Here is a 19,134-nt window from a genome sequence, read left to right as displayed (position 1 = left end):
ATGTCCCGCCCTCCCTTGCTTCCAGTCGGACGGCTGATGCGGCGAAGCGTCGGACAACGCTGCTTCGCTGGGCTTCGGACCGTTTGCCAACTACATTGCGCGAACCGGTGGAAGAGCAATCCGACAAAAAAATGTCGCCCAAATCCGGTCCTCGCCTCCCTCCCTGTAACCACTTCCCCGCCCTGAACCACCTGAAATTTTGAATGCCCCCAGAAGTACAAGGAAGCGCTACAGCGCCTGCAATATCTGGGCTTTCGCTTGGAACAATGTCTTGCTTTGGCAAACATGCATAAGTTTTTTTTGGCATAAAACCTATGAGATTTTTTTCTTAGCTATCCTCCTGAATGTTCTTAGCTCTGTTGTAAACAAGATGAGACGGTTCAAGTCTCAATTTTTAGTCATATTTTTGACGAAAACTGTGTTTCACAGGATCAGGGAGAGACACCCATGCGCGCGTTCACCCCCCTCAGCGGTGCGATTCTCTTGGCTTCGCTGTGCGCCAACCCGGCTCAGGCCATGTCATTGACCGAAGCGATCCAGAGCACTCTGGACAACCACCCGGAGCTTCGCGCCAGCCAGAACAACCGGCTGTCCGCCGATGAGGATGTAAAAGTGGCCAAGGGCGGCTTCTACCCAAGCCTGGACCTCAATGCCGGCTACGGTCGGGGCTACAGCGACAACACCACCACCCGGGGCTATGGGGTGGCGCGTGGCACCGGCAACCACAACACAGAGACCCTGAACTACACCCAGTCGGAACTGCGCCTGCGGCAGATGCTGTTCGACGGTTTCAACACCGCCAATGAAGTCGGGCGTACCCAGTCGGTGGTCAACTCCCGGGCCTACTACACCCGCGGCACCGCCGAGAGCCTGGCCCTGCGAACCATCGAGGTGTACCTGGAGGTGCTCAAGCGCCGTGAACTGGTGACCCTGGCCAAGAACAACCTGCAGGCTCACTTGCGGGTCAACGACCAGATCGGCCTGCGCAGCAAGCAGGGCGTGGGCAGCATTGCCGACCTCGATCAATCCAAGGCCCGTCGTGCCCTGGCGGAAAACAACTACGACACCGCCCAGGTCGACCTGGCCGATGCCGAGGCCAACTTCTATAGCGCCGTGGGGCGCCTGCCCGACGAGCTGGAAACCCTGCCGTCGATTCGCGGCGAAGTGCCACAAACCATCGCTGATGCCAAGCAGAGCATGCTGCTGAACAACCCCTATCTGAAATCCGCCCAGGCTGATATCCAGGCCGCGGAAAGCCAGTACGAGGTGGCCAAGTCGCCGTTCTACCCCCGCTTCGACGCCGAAGCCGCGGTGAACGCCAACGACAATGTGCAAGGCGACCTGGGCCATGACAACGAATGGCGGGTCGGGGTGATCATGAACTACAACCTGTTCCGCGGCGGCAGCGACAAGGCTCGCCTGCAGTCCGACGCGCACAAGATCAACCAGGCGATGGACATCCGCAACAACGCCCTGCGCATGCTCAACGAGAACATCACCCTGGCCTGGAACGCCATGCTCAACGCCAAGAAACAAACCCCCACCGCCCGCGAATACGCGGAAACCACCACCCGGGTGCGGGCCGCCTACCAGGATCAGTTCGGTCTGGGCCAACGCACCCTGCTCGACCTCCTGGACAGTGAGAACGAGCTGTACAACGCCAACCGCCGCTACACCGAGGTGCGCTACACCGAGGAGTTCTCCATGTACCGGGTACTGGCCAACATGGGTGAGCTGCTGAACAAGGAAAAAGTCGTGGTACCGGCCGAAGCCATCGCCCAGAGCGAAGTGAAGAGCGAGGCGCGCTTGCCGGAAATGAAGTAGTCCCGTGGAGGACTCAATTTGACCAGCATCGAACCCGGGAGCCAGCACGCCGATCCTCGTGCCAGCTTTGATGACCCGTTGTTGGACGGATTACTGATCCTGTGCAAACTCCACGGCTGCAACGTCAGCCGGGGCAGCCTGAGTGCCGGCCTGCCCCTGGACAAACAGCGCCTGAGCCTCGACCTGCTGCCCCGGGCCGCCGCCCGGGCCAGCCTCCAGGCTCGCCTGCTGCGCCGCCCGCTGGAGGCGATTTCGGCCCTCAACCTGCCGGTGCTGCTGATCCTCCACGGCGGCCGCTGTGCGGTGCTGCGGCGCTGGGGCGAGAACGACCAGGCGCTGCTCCTGCCCAGCGAAGCCGAAGGCGGCGAGCAATGGGTCAGCCGTGAAGAACTGGCCCGGGAATACAGCGGCCAGGCCCTGTTTGCCCGCCCCCGCCATGAACTCGAAGACTTGCGCAGCCCCTTGGTGCCCCGGGTCGACGCCTGGTTTCGCGACACTCTGAAACTCTCCCGCTGGCTCTACAGCGACGCCATTCTCGCCAGTTTCCTGATCAACCTGCTGGGCCTGATGGTGCCGCTGTTCGTGATGCAGACCTACGACCGCGTAGTGCCCAACCAGGCCACCTCGACCCTGTGGGTCCTGACCCTGGGCCTGCTGATCGGCACCGGTTTCGAACTGGTGCTGCGCATCCTGCGGGCCCACCTGCTGGACCAGGCCGGTAAAAAAACCGACGTGATCCTCTCCGCCACCCTGTTCGAACGCATCACCGGCATGAACATGAAGGCCCGCCCGGCCACCATCGGCGGCTTTGCCCAGAGCATCCACGACTTCCAGGGCCTGCGGGAATTCCTGACCGCCGTCACCCTGACCAGCCTGATCGACCTGCCCTTCGCCCTGCTGATGCTGGTGGTGATCGGCCTGCTCGGCGGCTGGCTGGTGGTGATCCCGGTCCTGGCCTTTCCGTTGACCATTCTCTTTGCCCTGGTGATCCAGGTGCGCCTGCGCGATACCGTGCAAAAGAGCCTGGCCCTGGGCGCCGTGCGCCAGGCCCTGCTGATCGAGACCCTGGGTGGCCTGGAAACCCTCAAGGCCTGCAGTGCCGAGAGCGAACGCCAACACCAGTGGGAAAGCACCCACGGCGCCCTGACCCGCCTCGACAGCCATGCCCGCAACCTCTCGGCCCTGGCCACCAACGGCACCCTGTTCATCCAGCAACTGGCCGGCATGGCCACCATCGTCGCCGGGGTCTACAGCATCATCGCCGGCAACCTCAGCGTCGGCGCCCTGGTGGCCAGCTACATGCTCGGCAGCCGGGTCCTGGCGCCATTGGGGCAGATTGCCGGGTTGATCACCCGCTACCAACAGGCGCAGCTGACCATGCGCAGCACCGATGCACTGATGGCCCTGCCCCAGGAGCGGGATGCCCGCCAGCGCCCCCTGGAGCGCACCCAACTGCAAGGCGCCCTGGAGGTCAGCCGGGTGACCTTCCACTACCCCGGGCAAGGCACCCCGGCCCTCAATAACATCAGCTTCAGCCTGCAACCCGGAGAGCGGGTCGGCATCATTGGCCGCAGCGGCTCGGGCAAGAGCACTCTGGCGCGACTGGTGATGGGCTTCCTCACCCCGGAAGAAGGCCAGGTGCTGCTGGATGGCCTGGACCTGCGCCAACTGGACGTGGCCGACCTGCGCCAGCAGATCGGCTACGTCGCCCATGACCTGCCGCTGCTGGCCGGCAGCCTGCGCGACAACCTGACCCTGGGCGCACGCTACATCAGCGACGCGCGGATGCTTGAAGTCGCCGAGCTGACCGGCGTCACCGAGCTGGCCCGCCAGCATCCCCAGGGCTTCGACCGGCCCGTGGGCGAACGCGGGCAACTGCTGTCCGGCGGCCAGCGCCAGGCGGTGCTGCTGGCCCGGGCGCTGCTGCTCGACCCGCCGATCCTGCTGCTGGACGAGCCCACCAGCGCCATGGACAACAGCAGTGAGGACGCCCTGCGCCAGCGCTTGCTGGCCAAGGTCCAGGGCAGGACCCTGCTGCTGGTAACCCACCGCACCTCGATGCTCAGCCTGGTGGATCGCCTGGTGGTGCTGGACGAAGGACGGATTGTCGCCGACGGACCGAAAGACGCGGTCATCGATGCACTGCGCAAGGGCCGTGTCGGCTCTGCGGCCGTCTAGCCCGGGGGAAGCGAACATGCCAATGCCATCGTCGTTGCGCGGTTACTTGGGCAGCTTTCGCAAGAGCGCGGAAAGCGAATTCATGCCGGAAACCGCCGGCGCCTCGCTGCAGGACTCGGCGCGCGGCTCACGGCTGACGGTGTGGATCGCCGCCGCGCTGATCCTCAGCGCCCTGCTGTGGGCCAGGTTCGCCGTGCTGCAGGAAGTCACCATGGGCGAAGGCAAGGCCATTCCTTCGAGCAAGGTCCAGGTGATCCAGAACCTGGAGGGCGGCATCGTCACCGAGATCTTCGTCCGGGAAGGACAGATGGTGGACAAGGGCCAGACCCTGCTGCGCCTGGATGACACGCGCTTTCGTTCGAACAAGGGCGAGAGCGAGGCCGACCGTTTTGCCCTGATGGCCCAGGTCGAGCGCCTGTCCGCCGAAGCCGAGGGCAAGCCCTTCGTGCCTTCGGCCGAAGTGCTCGGCAAGGCCCCGCAAGTGGCGGAAGACGAGCGCTCGCTGTACGAGCAGCGCCAGCGGCGGCTGGCCAGCGAACAGCGCACCTTGAGCGAACAGCTGCGGCAGAAGACCCAGGAACTGGCGGAGTTCCGTTCCAAGCAGGGGCAATATAGCTCCAGCCTGGCCCTGCTCAACCAGGAGATGAACATGTCGACGCCGCTGGTGGGCACGGGCGCCGTGTCACCGGTGGAGATCCTGCGGCTCAAGCGCAGCGCGGTGGAGATCCGCGGCTCCCTGGACGCCACCACCCTGGCCATCCCACGGGCCGAATCGGCGATCAACGAGATCAAGAGCAAGATCGACGAATCGGTGCAGACCTTCCGCTCCGACGCCGCCAAGGAACTCAACGAGAAGCGCACCGACCTGTCGAAGATCACCGCCTCGGGCATCGCCATCGACGACCGGGTCAACCGCACCACGGTGGTGTCGCCGGTCCACGGGGTGATCAAGCAGCTCAAGGTCAACACCATTGGCGGCGTGGTCCAGCCCGGCAGCGATATGGTGGAAATCGTGCCCTTGGAAGACAACCTGCTGATCGAGGCCAAGGTCCGCCCCCAGGACGTGGCCTTCCTCCACCCCGGACAGAAAGCCATGGTCAAGTTCAGTGCCTACGACTACACCATCTACGGCGGCCTGAGCGCCAAGCTGGAGCTGATCGGCGCCGACACCATCACCGATGACAAGGGCAACAGCTTCTACCTGATCCAGGTGCGCACCGACAAAAACCACTTGGGGGGCGACGTCAAGCCGCTGCTGATCATCCCCGGCATGGTGGCCACGGTGGACATCATCACCGGTGAGAAAAGCGTGCTCGACTACCTGCTCAAGCCGGTGCTCAAGGCCCGCACCGAAGCCATGCGCGAGCGTTGACTGCAGCGTAGGCGGGAGCCGACTTGCCGGCGTAGAGGGCCTCTGACGTTGCAGCAGGTTTGAAAGTGCTTTCGCGGGCAAGCCCGCGTCTACAGGCAAGAAGTCACGGTTGGGCGCCGTGGTTGCGCTGGTAGGTGTCCTCGCCCATTGCCGCGATCTGCCCCTCGATCAGCGCCTCGAACGGCCGCAGCAAGGGCTCGAACGAGGCCGGAGCTTCCAGCACCTCCAGGGCCTGGACGATCGCCTCCAGGGTCGACAAGGCGCCCGGTCCTGGGGCCTTGCGCAAGCGGTAGCGCGAGGCTGTCGCCGCCGCCAGGGTCACCCGGGGCAAGGCCGCCAGCAGCGGATTGAGGTGCAGCAACTTGCGCGCCTTGCGCCAGGTGCCATCGGGCACCACCAGCAGCAGCGGCTCCTGGCTCGCAGCATAGGCTGCAAGTGGCTGGGCATCGTCCGCCGGGAACAGCAGCCGAGCCTGGTAACCAGGGCGCTGAAGCAGCGCCGGCAGGTCCTCGAACACCTCGCCGACGATCAGCTCGGCATTGTTCAACCCCAGTGCCGCCAGGCGCGCCGTGTTCAAGGCGTGGTTGACCTCACTGGGATGCTGCAACAGCAGGACCCGGGTGCGGCTCGGCAACTGCGGGATCAACGGGCACAGGCAATGGCCTGCGGGGCGCAGGCAACGCTGACAACGTGCTCGGGACATGGACACTCCTGCTTTACGCCTGATTGAGCTGGGCCTTGAGCAGATCTCGGAAGGTCTGGATCAAGGGTTCACGACCGCGACCGCGGCGCATGATCATGGAGAACGGCGCCTGGTAGCCGAAGGTCGCTGGCAGCAGCACGCGCAAATCGCCCTTGTCGGCCCAGGCCTGGGCGTAGTGCTCCGGCAGGTAGCCGATGTAGGCGCCGGAAAGCACCAGGATCAACTGCGCCTCCATGCTTTCCACCGTTGCCGCGCTGTGCTTGAAGCCATGTCGGGCCAGCTCGGCCTGGCTCCAGTAGCCCCGGCCGACCATGCGCTGCTGGGTGATGACCTGTTCGGGAATGCGCCGTTCGCTGTACAGCGGATGGCGGTTGCTGCAGTACAGCCAGTGCTGTTCACGGTACAGCGGCATGTACACCAGGCCGCTCATGCGTGTGGAGAAAGCCCCGATGGCCAGGTCCAGGCGGTTATCCTGGACCCCCAGTTGCAGCTCGTGAGGGCTCATCACCGACAGGTGCAGGTGCACTGCCGGATGCTCTTGGCTGTAGGCTCCGATGGCCTCGGCGAACGGCAAGGCCTGGTCGCTGACCGTGGAGTCGATCACCCCAAGGTTCAGGGTCCCGCGCAACTCGCCCTTGAGGGCCGCCGCGTACTGTTCAAAGCCCTCCAGCTCCCCCAGCAGGCGCAGGGTTTCCTGGTGAAACAGCTCGCCCTTGCTGGTCAGGCTGAAACCGCCGCGGCCACGGTGACAGAGCACCAGGCCCAATGAGGCTTCCAGTTGGCTCATGTAGGTACTGATGGCCGACGTCGAGAGGTTGAGTTCGTGCTGGGCATTGGCGAACCCCTGATGCCGCACCACGCTGACGAAGATGCGCAATAGTTTCAGATCAGGTAAAGCGTTGGCCATGACAGGCTCCAGTCAAACGTTCAAGACACCATCCTCCGCCAACCTCGGCGACGGCGGCAATCAGCCGGGTCCGAGTTGTGGGGTACCGCTCATCGCTCCGTGATTGTTGGCTCCTGGGTCAATCCCGACGTTCGCTGCGCCGAGGTTGTAGCGGCCCGCAAAGCCTGTCCCCGTAGCAATGGGAAAACTGCACTGGCGCTGCGGAGGCGGAGTCTAGCTTCTTTGCCGGCCATTAGTTTAGAAAAATCTGAACTAAGTATTTGTCCGTAGCGATTCTTTTCCGCCCGTGCATTTCGCAGAATCGGCCCCACTCGGTCGGACGGGCAGGACCTGCTGCGCCGCCGAACCCATAAATAAAACAACGATGAGGCCTATCCCGTGGACAAGATTCTCCACCAACCACTGGGCGGCAACGAAATGCCGCGCTTCGGCGGCATCGCCACCATGATGCGTCTTCCCCATGTTCCCACCGCTGCCGGCCTGGACGCTGCCTTCGTCGGCGTACCGCTGGACATCGGCACCTCGCTGCGCGCCGGCACCCGCTTCGGCCCCCGGGAGATCCGCGCCGAGTCAGTGATGATCCGCCCCTACAACATGGCCACCGGCGCCGCGCCGTTCGACTCACTGAACGTGGCCGACATCGGTGACGTGGCGATCAACACCTTCAACCTGCTGGACGCGGTGCGCATCATCGAAGAGGCGTATGACCGCATCCTCGAAAACAAAGTGATCCCCCTGACCCTGGGCGGCGACCACACCATCACCCTGCCGATCCTGCGGGCGATCCACAAGAAACACGGCAAGGTCGGCCTGGTGCACATCGATGCCCACGCAGACGTCAACGACCACATGTTCGGCGAGAAGATCGCCCACGGCACCACCTTCCGCCGCGCCGTGGAAGAAGGCCTGCTGGACTGCGACCGGGTGGTGCAGATCGGCCTGCGGGCCCAGGGCTACACCGCCGAAGACTTCAACTGGAGCCGCAAACAGGGCTTCCGTGTGGTCCAGGCCGAGGAGTGCTGGCACAAGTCCCTGGAACCCTTGATGGCCGAAGTCCGCGAGAAAGTCGGCGACGGCCCGGTGTACCTGAGCTTCGACATCGACGGCATCGACCCGGCCTGGGCCCCAGGCACCGGCACCCCGGAAATCGGCGGCCTGACCACCATCCAGGCCATCGAGATCGTCCGCGGTTGCCAGGGCCTGGACCTGGTGGGCTGCGACCTGGTGGAAGTCTCGCCACCCTACGACACCACCGGCAACACCTCGCTGCTGGGCGCCAACCTGCTGTACGAAATGCTCTGCGTACTGCCCGGCGTAGCCCATCGTTGAGAGCCGGTCAGGAGCGAGCAAGCGCACATGCCTAACGCCGCCAAGTCGTTTTCGGCGCCCAGTGTCGTTGCTCGCTTCGTCTGTACCCCGTCCTCGGTGGCTGTTGCCCAATGCCGGCAAGGCATTGGCCAGGCCGATGACGGGAAGGGATGGTTTCGAGGTGCTGTGCTGCACACCTCGAACAACGCCGGCGTCCGCCCACAAGGAGACGTCGTCGGGTTGACTCATGACGTAGCCACGCCGCTGCGCATGCAAGGGGAGCAAGACTTCAGCCAGGAACGCGAGACCCTTGTGTCTTGCACAAAACAACAAGGCCTCTGGCTGGCCTGTCACAACCATTTGTCCGCTATGCCGGAAGGGCTGCCACCCCCTTAGCCAATGTGATCGGAGCAGATCATGAATAACAACAAAGAAAAACGCCTTAGCCACATCGCAACCAGCAGGATCGGACCGATCCTCGAACACCAGCGCGACACCAGGCCTTGCGACCTGTTTCGCCTGATCGCCGGCCTGTCCAGCAAGGCTGGCGCCCCCCTCAAAGCTGCGCACTCCAGCATCGTCAGCCGCTGTCTCAGCAGGCTGCCGGCGGGTCGCGCCCTACTGCCCGGATAGCCTCCAGCCGCTGCCCCGCGATAGAGCCCTTGAGCCTTGTAGAAGACTTGAGCACGCCTTCGCTGCACAGCCAGCACCTGCATGAACTGTTTGTTTCACATAAAAAAGATAATCGGAGACACGCCATCATGGCTTTAGATTTATTTGTCGTACTCATCTATGCCGCCGGCATGCTCGTGCTCGGCTACTACGGCATGCGCAAGGCCAAGACCCACGAGGACTACCTGGTGGCCGGCCGCAACCTCGGCCCGAGCCTGTACATGGGCACCATGGCCGCCACCGTACTGGGCGGCGCCTCGACCGTCGGCACCGTACGCCTGGGCTACGTCCACGGCATCTCCGGCTTCTGGCTGTGCGCAGCACTGGGCCTGGGCATCATGGCGTTGAACCTGTTCCTCGCCAAACCCCTGCTCAAGCTGCGGATCTTCACCGTGACCCAGGTCCTGGAAAAGCGCTACAACCCCATGGCCCGCCAGGCCAGTGCGGTGATCATGCTGGCCTACGCCCTGATGATCGGCGTGACCTCGATCCTCGCCATCGGCACCGTGCTGCAGGTGCTGTTCGGCCTGCCGTTCTGGATCTCGGTACTGCTGGGCGGCGGCGTGGTGGTGGTCTACTCGGCCATTGGCGGCATGTGGTCCCTGACCCTGACCGATATCGTCCAGTTCGTGATCAAGACCGTAGGCCTGATGTTCATCCTGCTGCCGATCTGCCTGTACCGCGTGGGCGGCTGGGATGAACTGGTGGCCAAGCTGCCGGCGTCCAGCTTCAGCTTCACCACCATCGGCTGGGACACCATCATCACCTACTTCATGATCTACTTCTTCGGCATCCTGATCGGCCAGGACATCTGGCAACGGGTGTTCACCGCCAAGACCGAGAAAGTCGCGCAGTACGCCGGCACCCTGGCCGGTTTCTACTGCATTCTCTACGGTCTGGTCTGCGCCCTGATCGGTATGGCCGCCCATGTTCTGCTACCGGATCTGGACAACGTCAACAACGCTTTCGCCGCCATCGTCAAAGCCGCCCTGCCGGACGGCATCCGTGGCCTGGTGATCGCGGCCGCCCTGGCGGCAATGATGTCCACCGCCAGCGCCGGCTTGCTGGCCGCATCCACCACCCTGACCGAAGACCTGCTACCGAAACTGCGAGGCGGCAAGCAATCGAGCCTGGGGATCAACCGCCTGTTCACCTTCCTCACCGGCATCCTGGTACTGGGCATCGCCCTGGTGGTCAATGACGTCATCAGCGCCCTGACCCTGGCCTACAACCTGCTGGTGGGCGGCATGCTGATCCCGCTGATCGGCGCCATCTTCTGGAAGCGCGCCACCACCTCCGGGGCCATTGCCAGCATGGGCCTGGGCTTTGTCACCGCCCTGGTGTTCATGTTCAAGGATGGCCTGGATGCCAACACGCCGATCTACTACAGCCTGGCCGTGGGCCTGGCGAGTTTCGTGGTGGTCAGCCTGGTCTCGCGCCGTACGGCGCCCCTGAGCAACGCGGTCTGAGTTGAACTCGGACACCTGAAGTTTTCTTCGGCGGGTGCAGCGTCGGTGGCTGCACCCGTTTTTTTTCGCCTGCAGAAAACGCCCCAGGCCCTGCCGCCCCTGGCCTGCAGGCATGTTGCGCCGGGTGAGAAAATTGACGAATGGTCACCTCAGGGAGAAATAAGCTGTGCTGTACTGAGGTTCAGCGACGACTGTTCCATCACCGGGACAGTACAAGGATCGCTGGCAGCGTCTGCACGTGCTATCGCATCCCCTTGGACAGGGTCACACAACAACAAGAAGTTCTTTCCTGTCCCGAGGTATTTATGGACCGTTTCGATATCCAGCGAAGCATCCAGCGCTCCATCGACGCGCAAATGGCCCTGAAATGGTCCATCCCCCCTTCCCAGGCCTGCAGCAGCGACAGTTACTCCCTGGATCTCAAGGCCCTGCTCTACAGCCTGGAATGCGAGTTCGACATCCAGCTCGACCCCGAGCACGACCTGTACTGGATCAGCTCCATCAGCGATCTGAGTCAGTTCATCCTAGAAAAGACCCGCCGTAGCGATGCCCGCCAGCCCCGGCACTCCTGACCTCCTGAACCAGCGGGAGGCCTGCCATGAATCGCGCCGACGCTCGCCAGGCGGTATACCAGCTCATCCAGCATTGGCTGGACAGCCCGCGCGTGCTTGACGACAACAGTCGCCTGCGGGACCTGGGGCTGGACATCGAGGATATCGAGGCCTTGCTGTGGCGCCTGGAAGATCGCTTCGACCTGAGCCTCTCGCCGCGGGCAGAGGAACACTGGGTCGAACAGATGCACAGCGTCGACGACCTGATCCGGTTCGTGCTGATGATTTCGTGGCAGAACGAGGGTTGAGCGCGGCAACCGATGCACAGGCATCGGAGCGCAATCTCGGGCGAAGCAGGCGAGAGCCGGAGCCTTCACTCCGCTCTCGCAGCAGGCTCAACGGCGGCGTTGCTGACGGCGCCGCAGTTCTTCATCGGTAGGAATCGGCACCGGTTGCAGCGGTGGCTCGATCAGGCCCAGTGCGACGCCAAGGTCGTGCAGCCAGCTTTGCAGTTTGTCTTTCATAGTGCCCCCTCAAGGGTCGTGCCGAGCGGCGATACTGCGCCGCCTCATGCAGATGATAGTCCTAAGTTTTCCTGCGCGCTGCCCCTCAATAGCAATGAACTGTTACTGGATTCAGGCCAATCCACCACGGGGATTCACCCTGCGGCCCGCACCTGGCCGGCGGCCGCCTGCTGCAGTTCGATCCAGGCATTGAGATTGGCGCCCACCATGCCCTTGCGCCACATCAGCCAAGTGGTGGCACGGGCGAACGGCTCGGCCAGGGCATGCACCGCGACACTCTCGCGCCCCGGCAGGCTGTCGAGCATCGAACGCGCCATCAACGCCACTCCGGACCCGGCGATCACGCAGGCCAGCATGCCCTGGTAGGACTCGATCTCCATGGCCCGGCCCATGGCCGCGTGGTAGTGGGCAAACCAGGATTCCAACCGCATGCGGTAGGAGCAGCCCTGGCGAAAGGTGAACACCGAACGCCCTTCCACATCCAGGGCACTGCGCACCGGCGGATGATCGGCCTCGCTGATCAGGACCAAGGTCTCATCGCACAAAGGCACGCCGTCCAGCCCTGCCAGCGCCAGGGGGCCGTCCACCAGGGCTGCATCCAGGCGCCCGGTCAGCAGCCCCTCAAGCAGCTCGCCACTGGGCCCGGACTGTACCTGCAGATTCACGGCCGGATAGGTTCGGTGGTAGCGCGCCAGCAACGCCGGCAAATGAATCGCCGCGGTGCTGTACATGGTCCCCAGGACGAACTCCCCCGCCGGCTGCCCCCCCTGCACCGCAGCCTGGGCCTCATCGTGCAGGGCAAACAGCCGGGCGGCGTAATCCAGCAGTACCTTGCCCGCCGGGGACAGCTGCAGGCGCTGGCGCTCACGCAGGAACAGTTCGACTCCCAGTTGCTCCTCCAACTGCTTGAGGCGGGTGGACAGGTTCGAGGGCACTCGGTGCAGGCGCTCGGCGGCACGGGTGATGGAGCCCTCTTCGGCCACGGCCTGGAAGATGCGCAGTTGACTGAACTCCACAAGATTCTCCAAAACTGAACAAGTTACTCACTATTATTCATTTTTAAAGAAAGTCAATCAGCTCTAGCCTGACGGTCATCGTGTCTGCCTCCGGAACCCTGACCATGTCCCCTCTGCTCCGCCTGCTCGCCAGTTTCATTGCGCTGATGATGGCCATGGGCATTGGCCGCTTCGCCCTGACCCCGCAACTGCCGCACCTGATCAGTGAAGGCCAGGTCGACCTGACGTACGCCGGGCTGATCGCTGCCGCCAATTACCTGGGTTACTTCCTCGGCGCGGTGGATGCCATGTTCGCCCGGCGCCCGGCCCAGGTGCAGCGGCGCCTGCTGGGAGGCCTGTGGCTGTGCGTATTGCTCACCCTGGCGTCCTTCTGGGCCGTGGGTTTCTGGCCGCACCTGCTGCTGCGCTTTGGCACCGGGGTGGCCAGTGCCTGGGTGCTGGTGATGATCACCGCCCTGAGCCAGCCCCTGGCCCTGGCAGCAGGCCGCCCACGCCTGGGCGCGCTGGTGTTCGCCGGCCCGGGGCTGGGGATCATGCTTACCGGCCTGCTGGCCCTGGGTTCCAATCTGCTGGGGCAGCATTCCGCCGATCTATGGCTGTTGTACGCCGCCGTGGCCTTGCTGATGCTGCTGGTGATCCTGCCGATCCTGCCACGGGCCTCGACCACCGGCCCCGCCCCCCGGCGCGACGCCCCGGATGAACCGAAGGTGAACCGCCTCGGGCTGGTCTACGGCTTGTATGGCGTGGGCTACATCATTCCGGCGACCTTCCTCTCGCAGATGGCCAGCGCGCGGTTCCAGGGCCAATGGCAAGCCGATCTGTTCTGGCCCGCCTTTGGCCTCGCTGCCGCCCTGGGCGTGGTCCTGGTCAGCCTGCGCCGGCCGGGCCCGGACAGTACCCGCCACTGGTTGATGGCGACCCTGTGGCTGCAGGCTGCTGGCGTCCTGGCCTGCCTGCTGGGCAGCGGCCTGGGACTGGCCCTCGGGGTGCTGTTGTGTGGCACGCCTTTCCTGGCCTGCATGCAGTTGGTCATGCAACGCTCCCGGGAACTGGCACCACAATCGGCCCAGCGCAATGCCGGGTTGCTGACCGCCTGTTTCGCGGTGGGGCAATTGAGCGGGCCGTTGCTGGCAGCCTTGAGCAGTCACTTCAGTGGTGGCCTGCAGTTGGCGTTGATCGTGGCCGCCGCTGGCCTGTTGAGCGCAGGGGCGCTGTTGCTTCGGCAGCAAGCGGCGAGCGGAGAATGCGCCGCACTGCCTTGAAAACCGGCAGTGCCCGCTCAGAGCAAGCTGCGCAGGCGCCGGCGCAGCCACTGCTCGGCACTGACAAAGGTGATGCCCAGCAGCACCAGCACCGCGCCGAACACGAAGTTGATGCTCAGGGGTTCTCCCAGCAGCACGACGCCAAAGGTGACGCCGAACATCGGGGTCATGAAGGAGAACACCGCCAGGTTGGCCGCCAGGTAGCGCCGCAACAGCCAGAACCAGGTCAGGTAGCTGAAGAACGACACCACCAGCCCCTGGAACAGCACACTGGCCACGGCCACGGGAGTCAGGCTGACATGGGTCACCTGGCCACTGAGAACGGCAATCAGCAGCAACCCGACAAACCCCACGATCAGTTGGTAGAACAGGGTCAAGGTTGCCGGTGCCTCGGACAGGCGCGACGCCCGCACCACCACCGTGGTCGCCCCCCACGCCAGGCCCGCCAGCAACCCCAGGGCATCCCCCAACAGCATCCGGCGATCCAGATTGTCCAGCGAGATTCCCCCGGCAAACGCAATGCCGATGCCCACGAAGGCCAGCAGGATGCCCAGCCATTGCAAGGGCCTGAGGCGCTCACTGGGCAGCAGCCAGTTGACCCCCAGGGCGGTGAAGATCGGCGCGGTGTAGAGAAACACCGACATGTGCGCCGCGCTGGTGAGCTTCAGGCCTTCGGCGATGAACAGGAACTCCAGGCCGAACAGGCTGCCGGCCAGCAACCCTGCGCGCCAGGTACTCGGCACCTGGGACCAGCCACCTCTCCAGCACATCAGCAAGGCCACCAGCAACGCCGAAATCCCGGAGCGCGCCGCAGCCTGCATCACCGGGGCAATGTCCGGGGCTGCCCATTTGATCATCACCTGCTGCACGCCCCAGATCAGGCACAGCCCCAACATCACCTGCAGGGCAAATCCATCGGCGCTGCGCCGTTCGATGCTCACCGCAAGACTCCCGATTGATTCAACAACATGACAGACACTCGATAGAAACCGCAGGCCCCTGAAGGCGTCCCGCAGCCAAAGGAAAAAAGACGATCAATGATCCGGCAACGCCGGGGATGAAGTCTGTAAAAATTCTTGGCTCGCCGTTGCTGGCGCGATTGCCAGCCACAGCCTCTGCCCGTCAGCCACGCCGAGCGCCCCAACGCTGTGTGCATCCGTAGCCGCAGGTGCAGGCCAGGGCACTGACCAGCACGCCCCAGGCCATGTCCATCAGCGCCAGCGACGCCGACCAGCCCTGCAAGGTCGCCCAGTTGCTCAAGTCATAGGTGCCATAGGCCACCAGGCCGAGCAGCGCGCCCAAACGCGCCGCTCTCCTCCAGCCGCCCTGGCGCAGGGCAGGCAGGACGGCGAACGACACACAGCCCAGGACATAAAGAAGATAGAACAGCACCGCCGGGACCGGCAGTGGCTGTTCGAGCAACAGGGAACCTAGCTGGGCCCTGTAGGTGGGCCCCATCATCAGGCCCAGCCACAGCGCGTCGAGCAGTACGAAGGCCAGCAAGGTGGCGAGGTAGGCCGCCAGCGTGGTTTTCATGGGGAACAACCGCAGAAGAGACAGGCCTCAGCTTAGCTCGATGCGATCCGCATGAATGACAATCTGGCCCTGTTTGTAGAGCGTCCCGATGGCCTTCTTGAAGTTGCCCTTGCTGACGCCGAACAAACTGCTGATCAACGCCGGGTCGCTCTTGTCGCTGACCGCCAGGGAACCATCGTTCTCGCGCAACTTGGCGAGGATCTTCGAGCTCAGGCTGGTGGCCGCCTGCTCACCCACAGGTTGCAGGCTCAGGCTGATCTTGCCGTCGGCGCGCACTTCCTTGATGAACCCTTTCTCTTGCATCCCCGAGCGCAGGAACTTGAACACTTCGTTCTTGTGAATCAGGCCCCAGTGCTTGTTATTGATGATTGCCTTGAAGCCCATGTCGGTGGACTCCACCACCAGCAGGTCCACTTCCTGGCCCGGCGTATAGTTGGCCGGGGTCTTGTCCAGGTAGCGATCCAGACGGGCCGTGGCGGTGATCCGGCGGGTGTGCTTGTCCAGGTAGACGTGCACCACGCAATACTCGCCGGCATTCATCTGGCGCTTCTCTTCGGAATACGGCAGCAGCAGATCCTTGGGCAGCCCCCAATCGAGGAACACGCCAATACTGTTAACTTCGGCGACTTTAAGGCTGGCAAACTCACCGACTTGAACTTTGGGCTTTTCAGTAGTTGCGATTAACTTGTCAGCACTGTCCAGATAAACAAAAACATTCAACCAGTCTTCATCTTCACTGGGAATATCCTTGGGAATATAACGATTGGGCAGCAGTATTTCACCGTCCGCCCCTCCGTCCAGATACAAACCAAAGTTAGTGTGTTTAACCACTTGCAAACTGTTGTAGCGCCCGACTAAAGCCATTTCCAATACCCTCATTGCGTGGGCGGCATTCTACCTGTTTTCCGAGCCGACGTTGGCGCTCCTGAATCGCTGCCGATGAAAATCCGTGGAGAACCCCGATTTTTCCGGCCTGGCCGGCAGCCCAGCGCCCACTCGTCAGGCGGGAAGAAACAGCAAGGGCCAGCACAGGCGACTCCCAGGCTGTAATTTCAACCTCTGGTCTTTATTTAAAACAGCTACTTAGGAAGATCTTTGGGAGATGAACTGAAGAAAAAAGCCGGAAACCAACCGTCTGTTCCAGATGATATTTGCCAAGCAATTGTCAAGTGTTTCTGATAAGATGCCTGGCCAAATTAATTTTCCCCAAAGGTTAAATGGCCGCCATGCGAGTAAAAGCCTCCAACAGCAAAGCAAAACCAGCTCCCGCCGTTGAAACCAGCGAATCGATCAACGAACAAATCGCGGCGTTCCTGAAATCGGGCGGCGAAATCCAGCAAATTGCCAAAGGCGTCAGCGGCCAGACCTTCGGCCCATCCAAGCAGATCAGCCTGGGTAAAAAGTAACTCCCCCCGCGTTATCCTGGTCCCTCGGCGCTTTGCCCTCAAAGCGCTAGGACTGGCACTCCCTCCCCTCTCCCTGCACCAGAAATCGACGAACGGCCCTCCTCCACCGGCATTCGCCAGTATCCTTGCACGCTTCTAGATCAATCGTTTCAGCCGACCGTCAGGTTGTCACTCCGCGCCGCCAAGGGAGTGCTGCATGCTCAAACCCGCCATATTGCTCTTAAGCCTGCTGCTGGCCTGCCCCCTCGCCCAGGGCCAGATTTTCCAGCGCGAACTGGGCGACTTCGACCTCAAGCTGGGCAGCAGCCCCAGCCGCAGCATGGCCCAGGGCCTGGTCAAACCTTCCTCCAGCGGTTCCTTCCACGGCGGCCTCGACCTGAGCCACGACAGCGGCTGGTACTTCGGACAATGGTCCCCAAGCATGGGCCTGAGCCCGTCCAGCAACCTTGAAGTGGACTCCTACCTGGGCTTCAAGCAGCCCCTCGACCAGACCCTGGGCTACGAGCTGGGGATGATCCACTACAACTACCCGAAGCTGAATAGCCGGGACAGCCAGGAGCTCTACGGCGGCCTGACTCTGCTGGGCAGCCGTTTTGGCGCCGCCTTCAGCAACGACCCCGACAAGCGCAACAGCACCCTGTTCGCCGACCTGGGGGGCAACCCGCCCTTTGGCGTCGGCGTCAGCGTCAAATACACCAGCCACCAATTGAACAATGGCGTATCGGTGGCCAACGGCGGTTACGTGGCGGGCTTCAGCGACTGGTCGATCAAGCTCTCGCGGCCCTGGCTGGGGATCGACCTGAACCTGATCTACAGTGACTCCAACCTCAACGGCAGCGAATGCACGGCCTATTCCGGGCACAACGCCGAATGCGACGGCCTGCTGACCTTCAAGGCCGAGCGCGCCTTCTACTGAAACGCTGAACTGCCAGGGCCCTTGCGGGTTCAGATGAACGAACCCGCACTGGCAAGGATTCGAACATGTCGCGCCACTGGCACCTGCTTGTTCCGCTCCTGATCATCAGCCTGCTGCTCGGCGCCTGCAGCCGGGTCGGCCTGGCCTATCGCAACCTCGATGTGATCATCCCCTGGACCCTCAACGACTACCTGGACATGAACAGTGAGCAGAAGGGCTGGCTCAACCAGCGTCTGCAACAGCACTTGAGCTGGCATTGCACGACCCAATTGCCCGGCTACCTGGGCTGGCTCGACCGCCTGCAACTGATGGTGCAGAACAATCAGGTCAGCGACGAAGCCCTGCAGGCCCGGACCGAGGAAGCCAGGCAGGCCATCGCCGAGACCGCACGCCAGATCACGCCCTCGGCGGTGGAGTTGCTCCAGGGCCTGGACGATCAGCAGGTCAAAGAGATGAACAACGCCTTCGCCAAGGACCTGAAGGAGCATGAGGAGCAATACCTCAAACCACCTGTCGCGCAACAGATAGAGCAACGCAGCCAGCGCATGAGCAAGCGCCTGAAGGCCTGGCTCGGCCCCCTGAGCACCGGCCAGCAGCAACGGATCGACCAGTGGTCCGCCTCCCTCGGGACGCAGAACCAACAGTGGATCGCCAACCGCGCTCACTGGCAGGCGCAGTTCAGTGCCGCCGTGCAGCAGCGCCAGGACCGTGACTTTCCACAGCGCATCGAGCAGTTGCTGATCCACCGCGAGAGCCTATGGACCCCGGCATATCGCCAGGCCTTCAGCCACACCGAACAGGCCGCACGCAGCCTGCTGGTGGACCTGATGGCCAGCAGCAGCCCGGAGCAACGCCAGCGCCTGCTGAAGAAGATCGACGGCGTACGCCAGGACTTCGCCGCCTTGAAATGCCTGCGCAACACCCAGCCGGGCTAGCCGGCCCCGCCTAGGCGATCTGGGCCTTGGACGCGACCTGGTCAAAGGTTTCCGGCAGCAAGGCATCCGCCTGCTCATCCAGGACCTGACGCGGATGATCATTGCCCGGAATGCTGCTGTCGATCAGGCACAACAGGCTCGACCCACGGGCCGTGAGCACAAAGTTCTCGCCATTGCCGCCCTCGTCCTCCGGCCGGGTCTCGATAAAGCCCCGGTCCAGCAGCAACTTTTCGTACTCGGTGGCCGTGACCTTCAAATCATCCAGGTTACCCGTGGGCTCACCCTCCGCCGCCTTGGCGGCCGCATGCTGCTCGGCATAGGGACGCGGGGTAAAGCTGTGGCCCGCGCCGTTCTGCACCTCGTGCAGCAACCGTTCAATCAGATCCCAGTTATAAGTCGTCATCCTGATCCAACCTCCAGACATGAGAATGAAATGCCGTTCATAAGGTGTGACCGGACGGATTTTCAGCCGTTCAGCCAATCCGCCGTACCGGAATGACCCCTGATCGGAAACCGCTGGGCAGCTTGTCGATCATGCCGCCGGGCAAACGACTA

The 19,134-nt window shown here is 63.1% G+C and carries 19 protein-coding genes and 1 pseudogene; 12 read left to right on the top strand and 8 right to left on the bottom strand.

The features are described from left to right. Positions 1-447 precede the first annotated feature (447 nt). From ACZ5BO_RS09360 to ACZ5BO_RS09350, 3 genes are read left to right on the top strand one after another with little or no spacing between them, the layout of a single operon-like run. Positions 448-1,824 carry a TolC family outer membrane protein gene (locus ACZ5BO_RS09360; protein WP_025132212.1) on the top strand — a complete coding sequence of 459 codons (1,377 nt, stop codon included), beginning with the start codon at positions 448-450 and terminating at the stop codon, positions 1,822-1,824. Positions 1,825-1,842: 18 nt separating this feature from the next. Beyond that, positions 1,843-4,002: a type I secretion system permease/ATPase gene (locus tag ACZ5BO_RS09355; RefSeq protein WP_025132211.1), complete on the top strand. Its 2,160-nt coding sequence runs from the start codon at positions 1,843-1,845 to the stop codon at positions 4,000-4,002. A gap of 16 nt (positions 4,003-4,018) precedes the next feature. After that, positions 4,019-5,374, top strand: a complete 1,356-nt coding sequence (locus tag ACZ5BO_RS09350; protein WP_025132210.1) for an HlyD family type I secretion periplasmic adaptor subunit — start codon at positions 4,019-4,021, stop codon at positions 5,372-5,374. A gap of 103 nt (positions 5,375-5,477) precedes the next feature. Here ACZ5BO_RS09350 and ACZ5BO_RS09345 read toward each other — a convergent pair whose 3' ends face one another. Together ACZ5BO_RS09345 and ACZ5BO_RS09340 are read right to left on the bottom strand one after the other, a co-directional pair. Continuing rightward, positions 5,478-6,077, bottom strand: coding sequence for a tRNA-uridine aminocarboxypropyltransferase (locus tag ACZ5BO_RS09345; protein ID WP_025132209.1), 600 nt, complete (start codon positions 6,075-6,077; stop codon positions 5,478-5,480). Between the two features lie 13 nt (positions 6,078-6,090). Next, on the bottom strand, positions 6,091-6,984 hold the full coding sequence (locus tag ACZ5BO_RS09340) for a LysR family transcriptional regulator (protein ID WP_025132208.1): 894 nt from the start codon (positions 6,982-6,984) through the stop codon (positions 6,091-6,093). Positions 6,985-7,362: 378 nt separating this feature from the next. On the opposite strand from ACZ5BO_RS09340, the gene speB reads away from it, so the two are divergent. The 5 genes and pseudogenes from speB (at position 7,363) to ACZ5BO_RS09315 (ending at position 11,292) form a co-directional block, all read left to right on the top strand. After that, complete coding sequence (gene speB, locus ACZ5BO_RS09335; protein ID WP_025132207.1) at positions 7,363-8,313, top strand: agmatinase; 951 nt, start codon at positions 7,363-7,365, stop codon at positions 8,311-8,313. Positions 8,314-8,461: 148 nt separating this feature from the next. Beyond that, positions 8,462-8,688: pseudogene (locus ACZ5BO_RS09330) on the top strand (DUF4440 domain-containing protein); the annotation flags it as partial. A 365-nt stretch (positions 8,689-9,053) separates the two neighbouring features. Beyond that, positions 9,054-10,433, top strand: coding sequence for a sodium:solute symporter family protein (locus ACZ5BO_RS09325; RefSeq protein ID WP_025132205.1), 1,380 nt, complete (start codon positions 9,054-9,056; stop codon positions 10,431-10,433). A gap of 305 nt (positions 10,434-10,738) precedes the next feature. Beyond that, positions 10,739-11,005 carry a hypothetical protein gene (locus tag ACZ5BO_RS09320; RefSeq protein WP_025132204.1) on the top strand — a complete coding sequence of 89 codons (267 nt, stop codon included), beginning with the start codon at positions 10,739-10,741 and terminating at the stop codon, positions 11,003-11,005. Positions 11,006-11,031: 26 nt separating this feature from the next. Continuing rightward, positions 11,032-11,292 carry an acyl carrier protein gene (locus tag ACZ5BO_RS09315; protein ID WP_025132203.1) on the top strand — a complete coding sequence of 87 codons (261 nt, stop codon included), beginning with the start codon at positions 11,032-11,034 and terminating at the stop codon, positions 11,290-11,292. 87 nt (positions 11,293-11,379) lie between these two features. Here ACZ5BO_RS09315 and ACZ5BO_RS09310 read toward each other — a convergent pair whose 3' ends face one another. Both ACZ5BO_RS09310 and ptrR read right to left on the bottom strand, forming a co-directional pair. Then, a complete protein-coding gene (locus ACZ5BO_RS09310) occupies positions 11,380-11,508 on the bottom strand; it encodes a PA1414 family protein (protein WP_011059908.1) in 129 nt (42 codons plus the stop codon). 134 nt (positions 11,509-11,642) lie between these two features. Next, positions 11,643-12,524 (bottom strand): putrescine utilization regulator PtrR, encoded by an 882-nt coding sequence (gene ptrR / locus ACZ5BO_RS09305; RefSeq protein WP_025132202.1) that lies wholly within the window; start codon positions 12,522-12,524, stop codon positions 11,643-11,645. Between the two features lie 104 nt (positions 12,525-12,628). Between ptrR and ACZ5BO_RS09300 the strand changes: the two genes are divergently transcribed. Then, the gene (locus ACZ5BO_RS09300; protein ID WP_464699376.1) at positions 12,629-13,786 is read left to right on the top strand and encodes an MFS transporter; all 1,158 of its coding nucleotides are present in this window, start codon (positions 12,629-12,631) and stop codon (positions 13,784-13,786) included. A 17-nt stretch (positions 13,787-13,803) separates the two neighbouring features. Here ACZ5BO_RS09300 and ACZ5BO_RS09295 read toward each other — a convergent pair whose 3' ends face one another. From ACZ5BO_RS09295 to ACZ5BO_RS09285, 3 genes are all read right to left on the bottom strand, one after another. Next, entirely contained in the window at positions 13,804-14,727 is a 924-nt protein-coding gene (locus ACZ5BO_RS09295; RefSeq protein WP_025132200.1) for a DMT family transporter, read from the bottom strand. Between the two features lie 181 nt (positions 14,728-14,908). Next, positions 14,909-15,322: a DUF2177 family protein gene (locus ACZ5BO_RS09290; RefSeq protein ID WP_464699374.1), complete on the bottom strand. Its 414-nt coding sequence runs from the start codon at positions 15,320-15,322 to the stop codon at positions 14,909-14,911. Between the two features lie 27 nt (positions 15,323-15,349). After that, entirely contained in the window at positions 15,350-16,186 is an 837-nt protein-coding gene (locus ACZ5BO_RS09285; protein WP_025132198.1) for a CvfB family protein, read from the bottom strand. 353 nt (positions 16,187-16,539) lie between these two features. On the opposite strand from ACZ5BO_RS09285, the gene ACZ5BO_RS09280 reads away from it, so the two are divergent. The 3 genes from ACZ5BO_RS09280 (at position 16,540) to ACZ5BO_RS09270 (ending at position 18,579) form a co-directional block, all read left to right on the top strand. Beyond that, positions 16,540-16,728 carry a hypothetical protein gene (locus ACZ5BO_RS09280; RefSeq protein ID WP_016962619.1) on the top strand — a complete coding sequence of 63 codons (189 nt, stop codon included), beginning with the start codon at positions 16,540-16,542 and terminating at the stop codon, positions 16,726-16,728. 196 nt (positions 16,729-16,924) lie between these two features. Next, positions 16,925-17,644 carry a TorF family putative porin gene (locus ACZ5BO_RS09275; RefSeq protein WP_025132197.1) on the top strand — a complete coding sequence of 240 codons (720 nt, stop codon included), beginning with the start codon at positions 16,925-16,927 and terminating at the stop codon, positions 17,642-17,644. Positions 17,645-17,709: 65 nt separating this feature from the next. After that, a complete protein-coding gene (locus ACZ5BO_RS09270; protein ID WP_464699371.1) occupies positions 17,710-18,579 on the top strand; it encodes a DUF6279 family lipoprotein in 870 nt (289 codons plus the stop codon). Between the two features lie 10 nt (positions 18,580-18,589). Here the strand turns inward: ACZ5BO_RS09270 and ACZ5BO_RS09265 are convergent, their stop codons facing one another. Then, positions 18,590-18,982: a hypothetical protein gene (locus ACZ5BO_RS09265; protein ID WP_025132195.1), complete on the bottom strand. Its 393-nt coding sequence runs from the start codon at positions 18,980-18,982 to the stop codon at positions 18,590-18,592. Positions 18,983-19,134 lie beyond the last annotated feature (152 nt).

It is taken from the genome of Pseudomonas sp. FFPRI_1, assembly GCF_055384485.1.
Note: the sequence above shows the minus strand (reverse complement) of the source record. Positions and strands in the feature narration are given on the sequence as shown.

Bases quoted from the DNA above. Each gene is read 5' to 3' on its own strand.
- ACZ5BO_RS09350 (WP_025132210.1), top strand. From the start codon at position 4,019: ATGCCAATGCCATCGTCGTTGCGCGGTTACTTGGGCAGCTTTCGCAAG.
- ACZ5BO_RS09325 (WP_025132205.1), top strand. From the start codon at position 9,054: ATGGCTTTAGATTTATTTGTCGTACTCATCTATGCCGCCGGCATGCTC.
- ACZ5BO_RS09315 (WP_025132203.1), top strand. From the start codon at position 11,032: ATGAATCGCGCCGACGCTCGCCAGGCGGTATACCAGCTCATCCAGCAT.
- ACZ5BO_RS09270 (WP_464699371.1), top strand. From the start codon at position 17,710: ATGTCGCGCCACTGGCACCTGCTTGTTCCGCTCCTGATCATCAGCCTG.
- ACZ5BO_RS09310 (WP_011059908.1), bottom strand. From the start codon at position 11,508: ATGAAAGACAAACTGCAAAGCTGGCTGCACGACCTTGGCGTCGCACTG.
- ACZ5BO_RS09320 (WP_025132204.1), top strand. From the start codon at position 10,739: ATGGACCGTTTCGATATCCAGCGAAGCATCCAGCGCTCCATCGACGCG.
- ACZ5BO_RS09360 (WP_025132212.1), top strand. From the start codon at position 448: ATGCGCGCGTTCACCCCCCTCAGCGGTGCGATTCTCTTGGCTTCGCTG.
- ACZ5BO_RS09265 (WP_025132195.1), bottom strand. From the start codon at position 18,982: ATGACGACTTATAACTGGGATCTGATTGAACGGTTGCTGCACGAGGTG.
- ACZ5BO_RS09300 (WP_464699376.1), top strand. From the start codon at position 12,629: ATGTCCCCTCTGCTCCGCCTGCTCGCCAGTTTCATTGCGCTGATGATG.
- ACZ5BO_RS09345 (WP_025132209.1), bottom strand. From the start codon at position 6,077: ATGTCCCGAGCACGTTGTCAGCGTTGCCTGCGCCCCGCAGGCCATTGC.
- ACZ5BO_RS09275 (WP_025132197.1), top strand. From the start codon at position 16,925: ATGCTCAAACCCGCCATATTGCTCTTAAGCCTGCTGCTGGCCTGCCCC.
- ACZ5BO_RS09290 (WP_464699374.1), bottom strand. From the start codon at position 15,322: ATGAAAACCACGCTGGCGGCCTACCTCGCCACCTTGCTGGCCTTCGTA.
- ACZ5BO_RS09285 (WP_025132198.1), bottom strand. From the start codon at position 16,186: ATGGCTTTAGTCGGGCGCTACAACAGTTTGCAAGTGGTTAAACACACT.
- ACZ5BO_RS09280 (WP_016962619.1), top strand. From the start codon at position 16,540: ATGGCCGCCATGCGAGTAAAAGCCTCCAACAGCAAAGCAAAACCAGCT.
- ACZ5BO_RS09340 (WP_025132208.1), bottom strand. From the start codon at position 6,984: ATGGCCAACGCTTTACCTGATCTGAAACTATTGCGCATCTTCGTCAGC.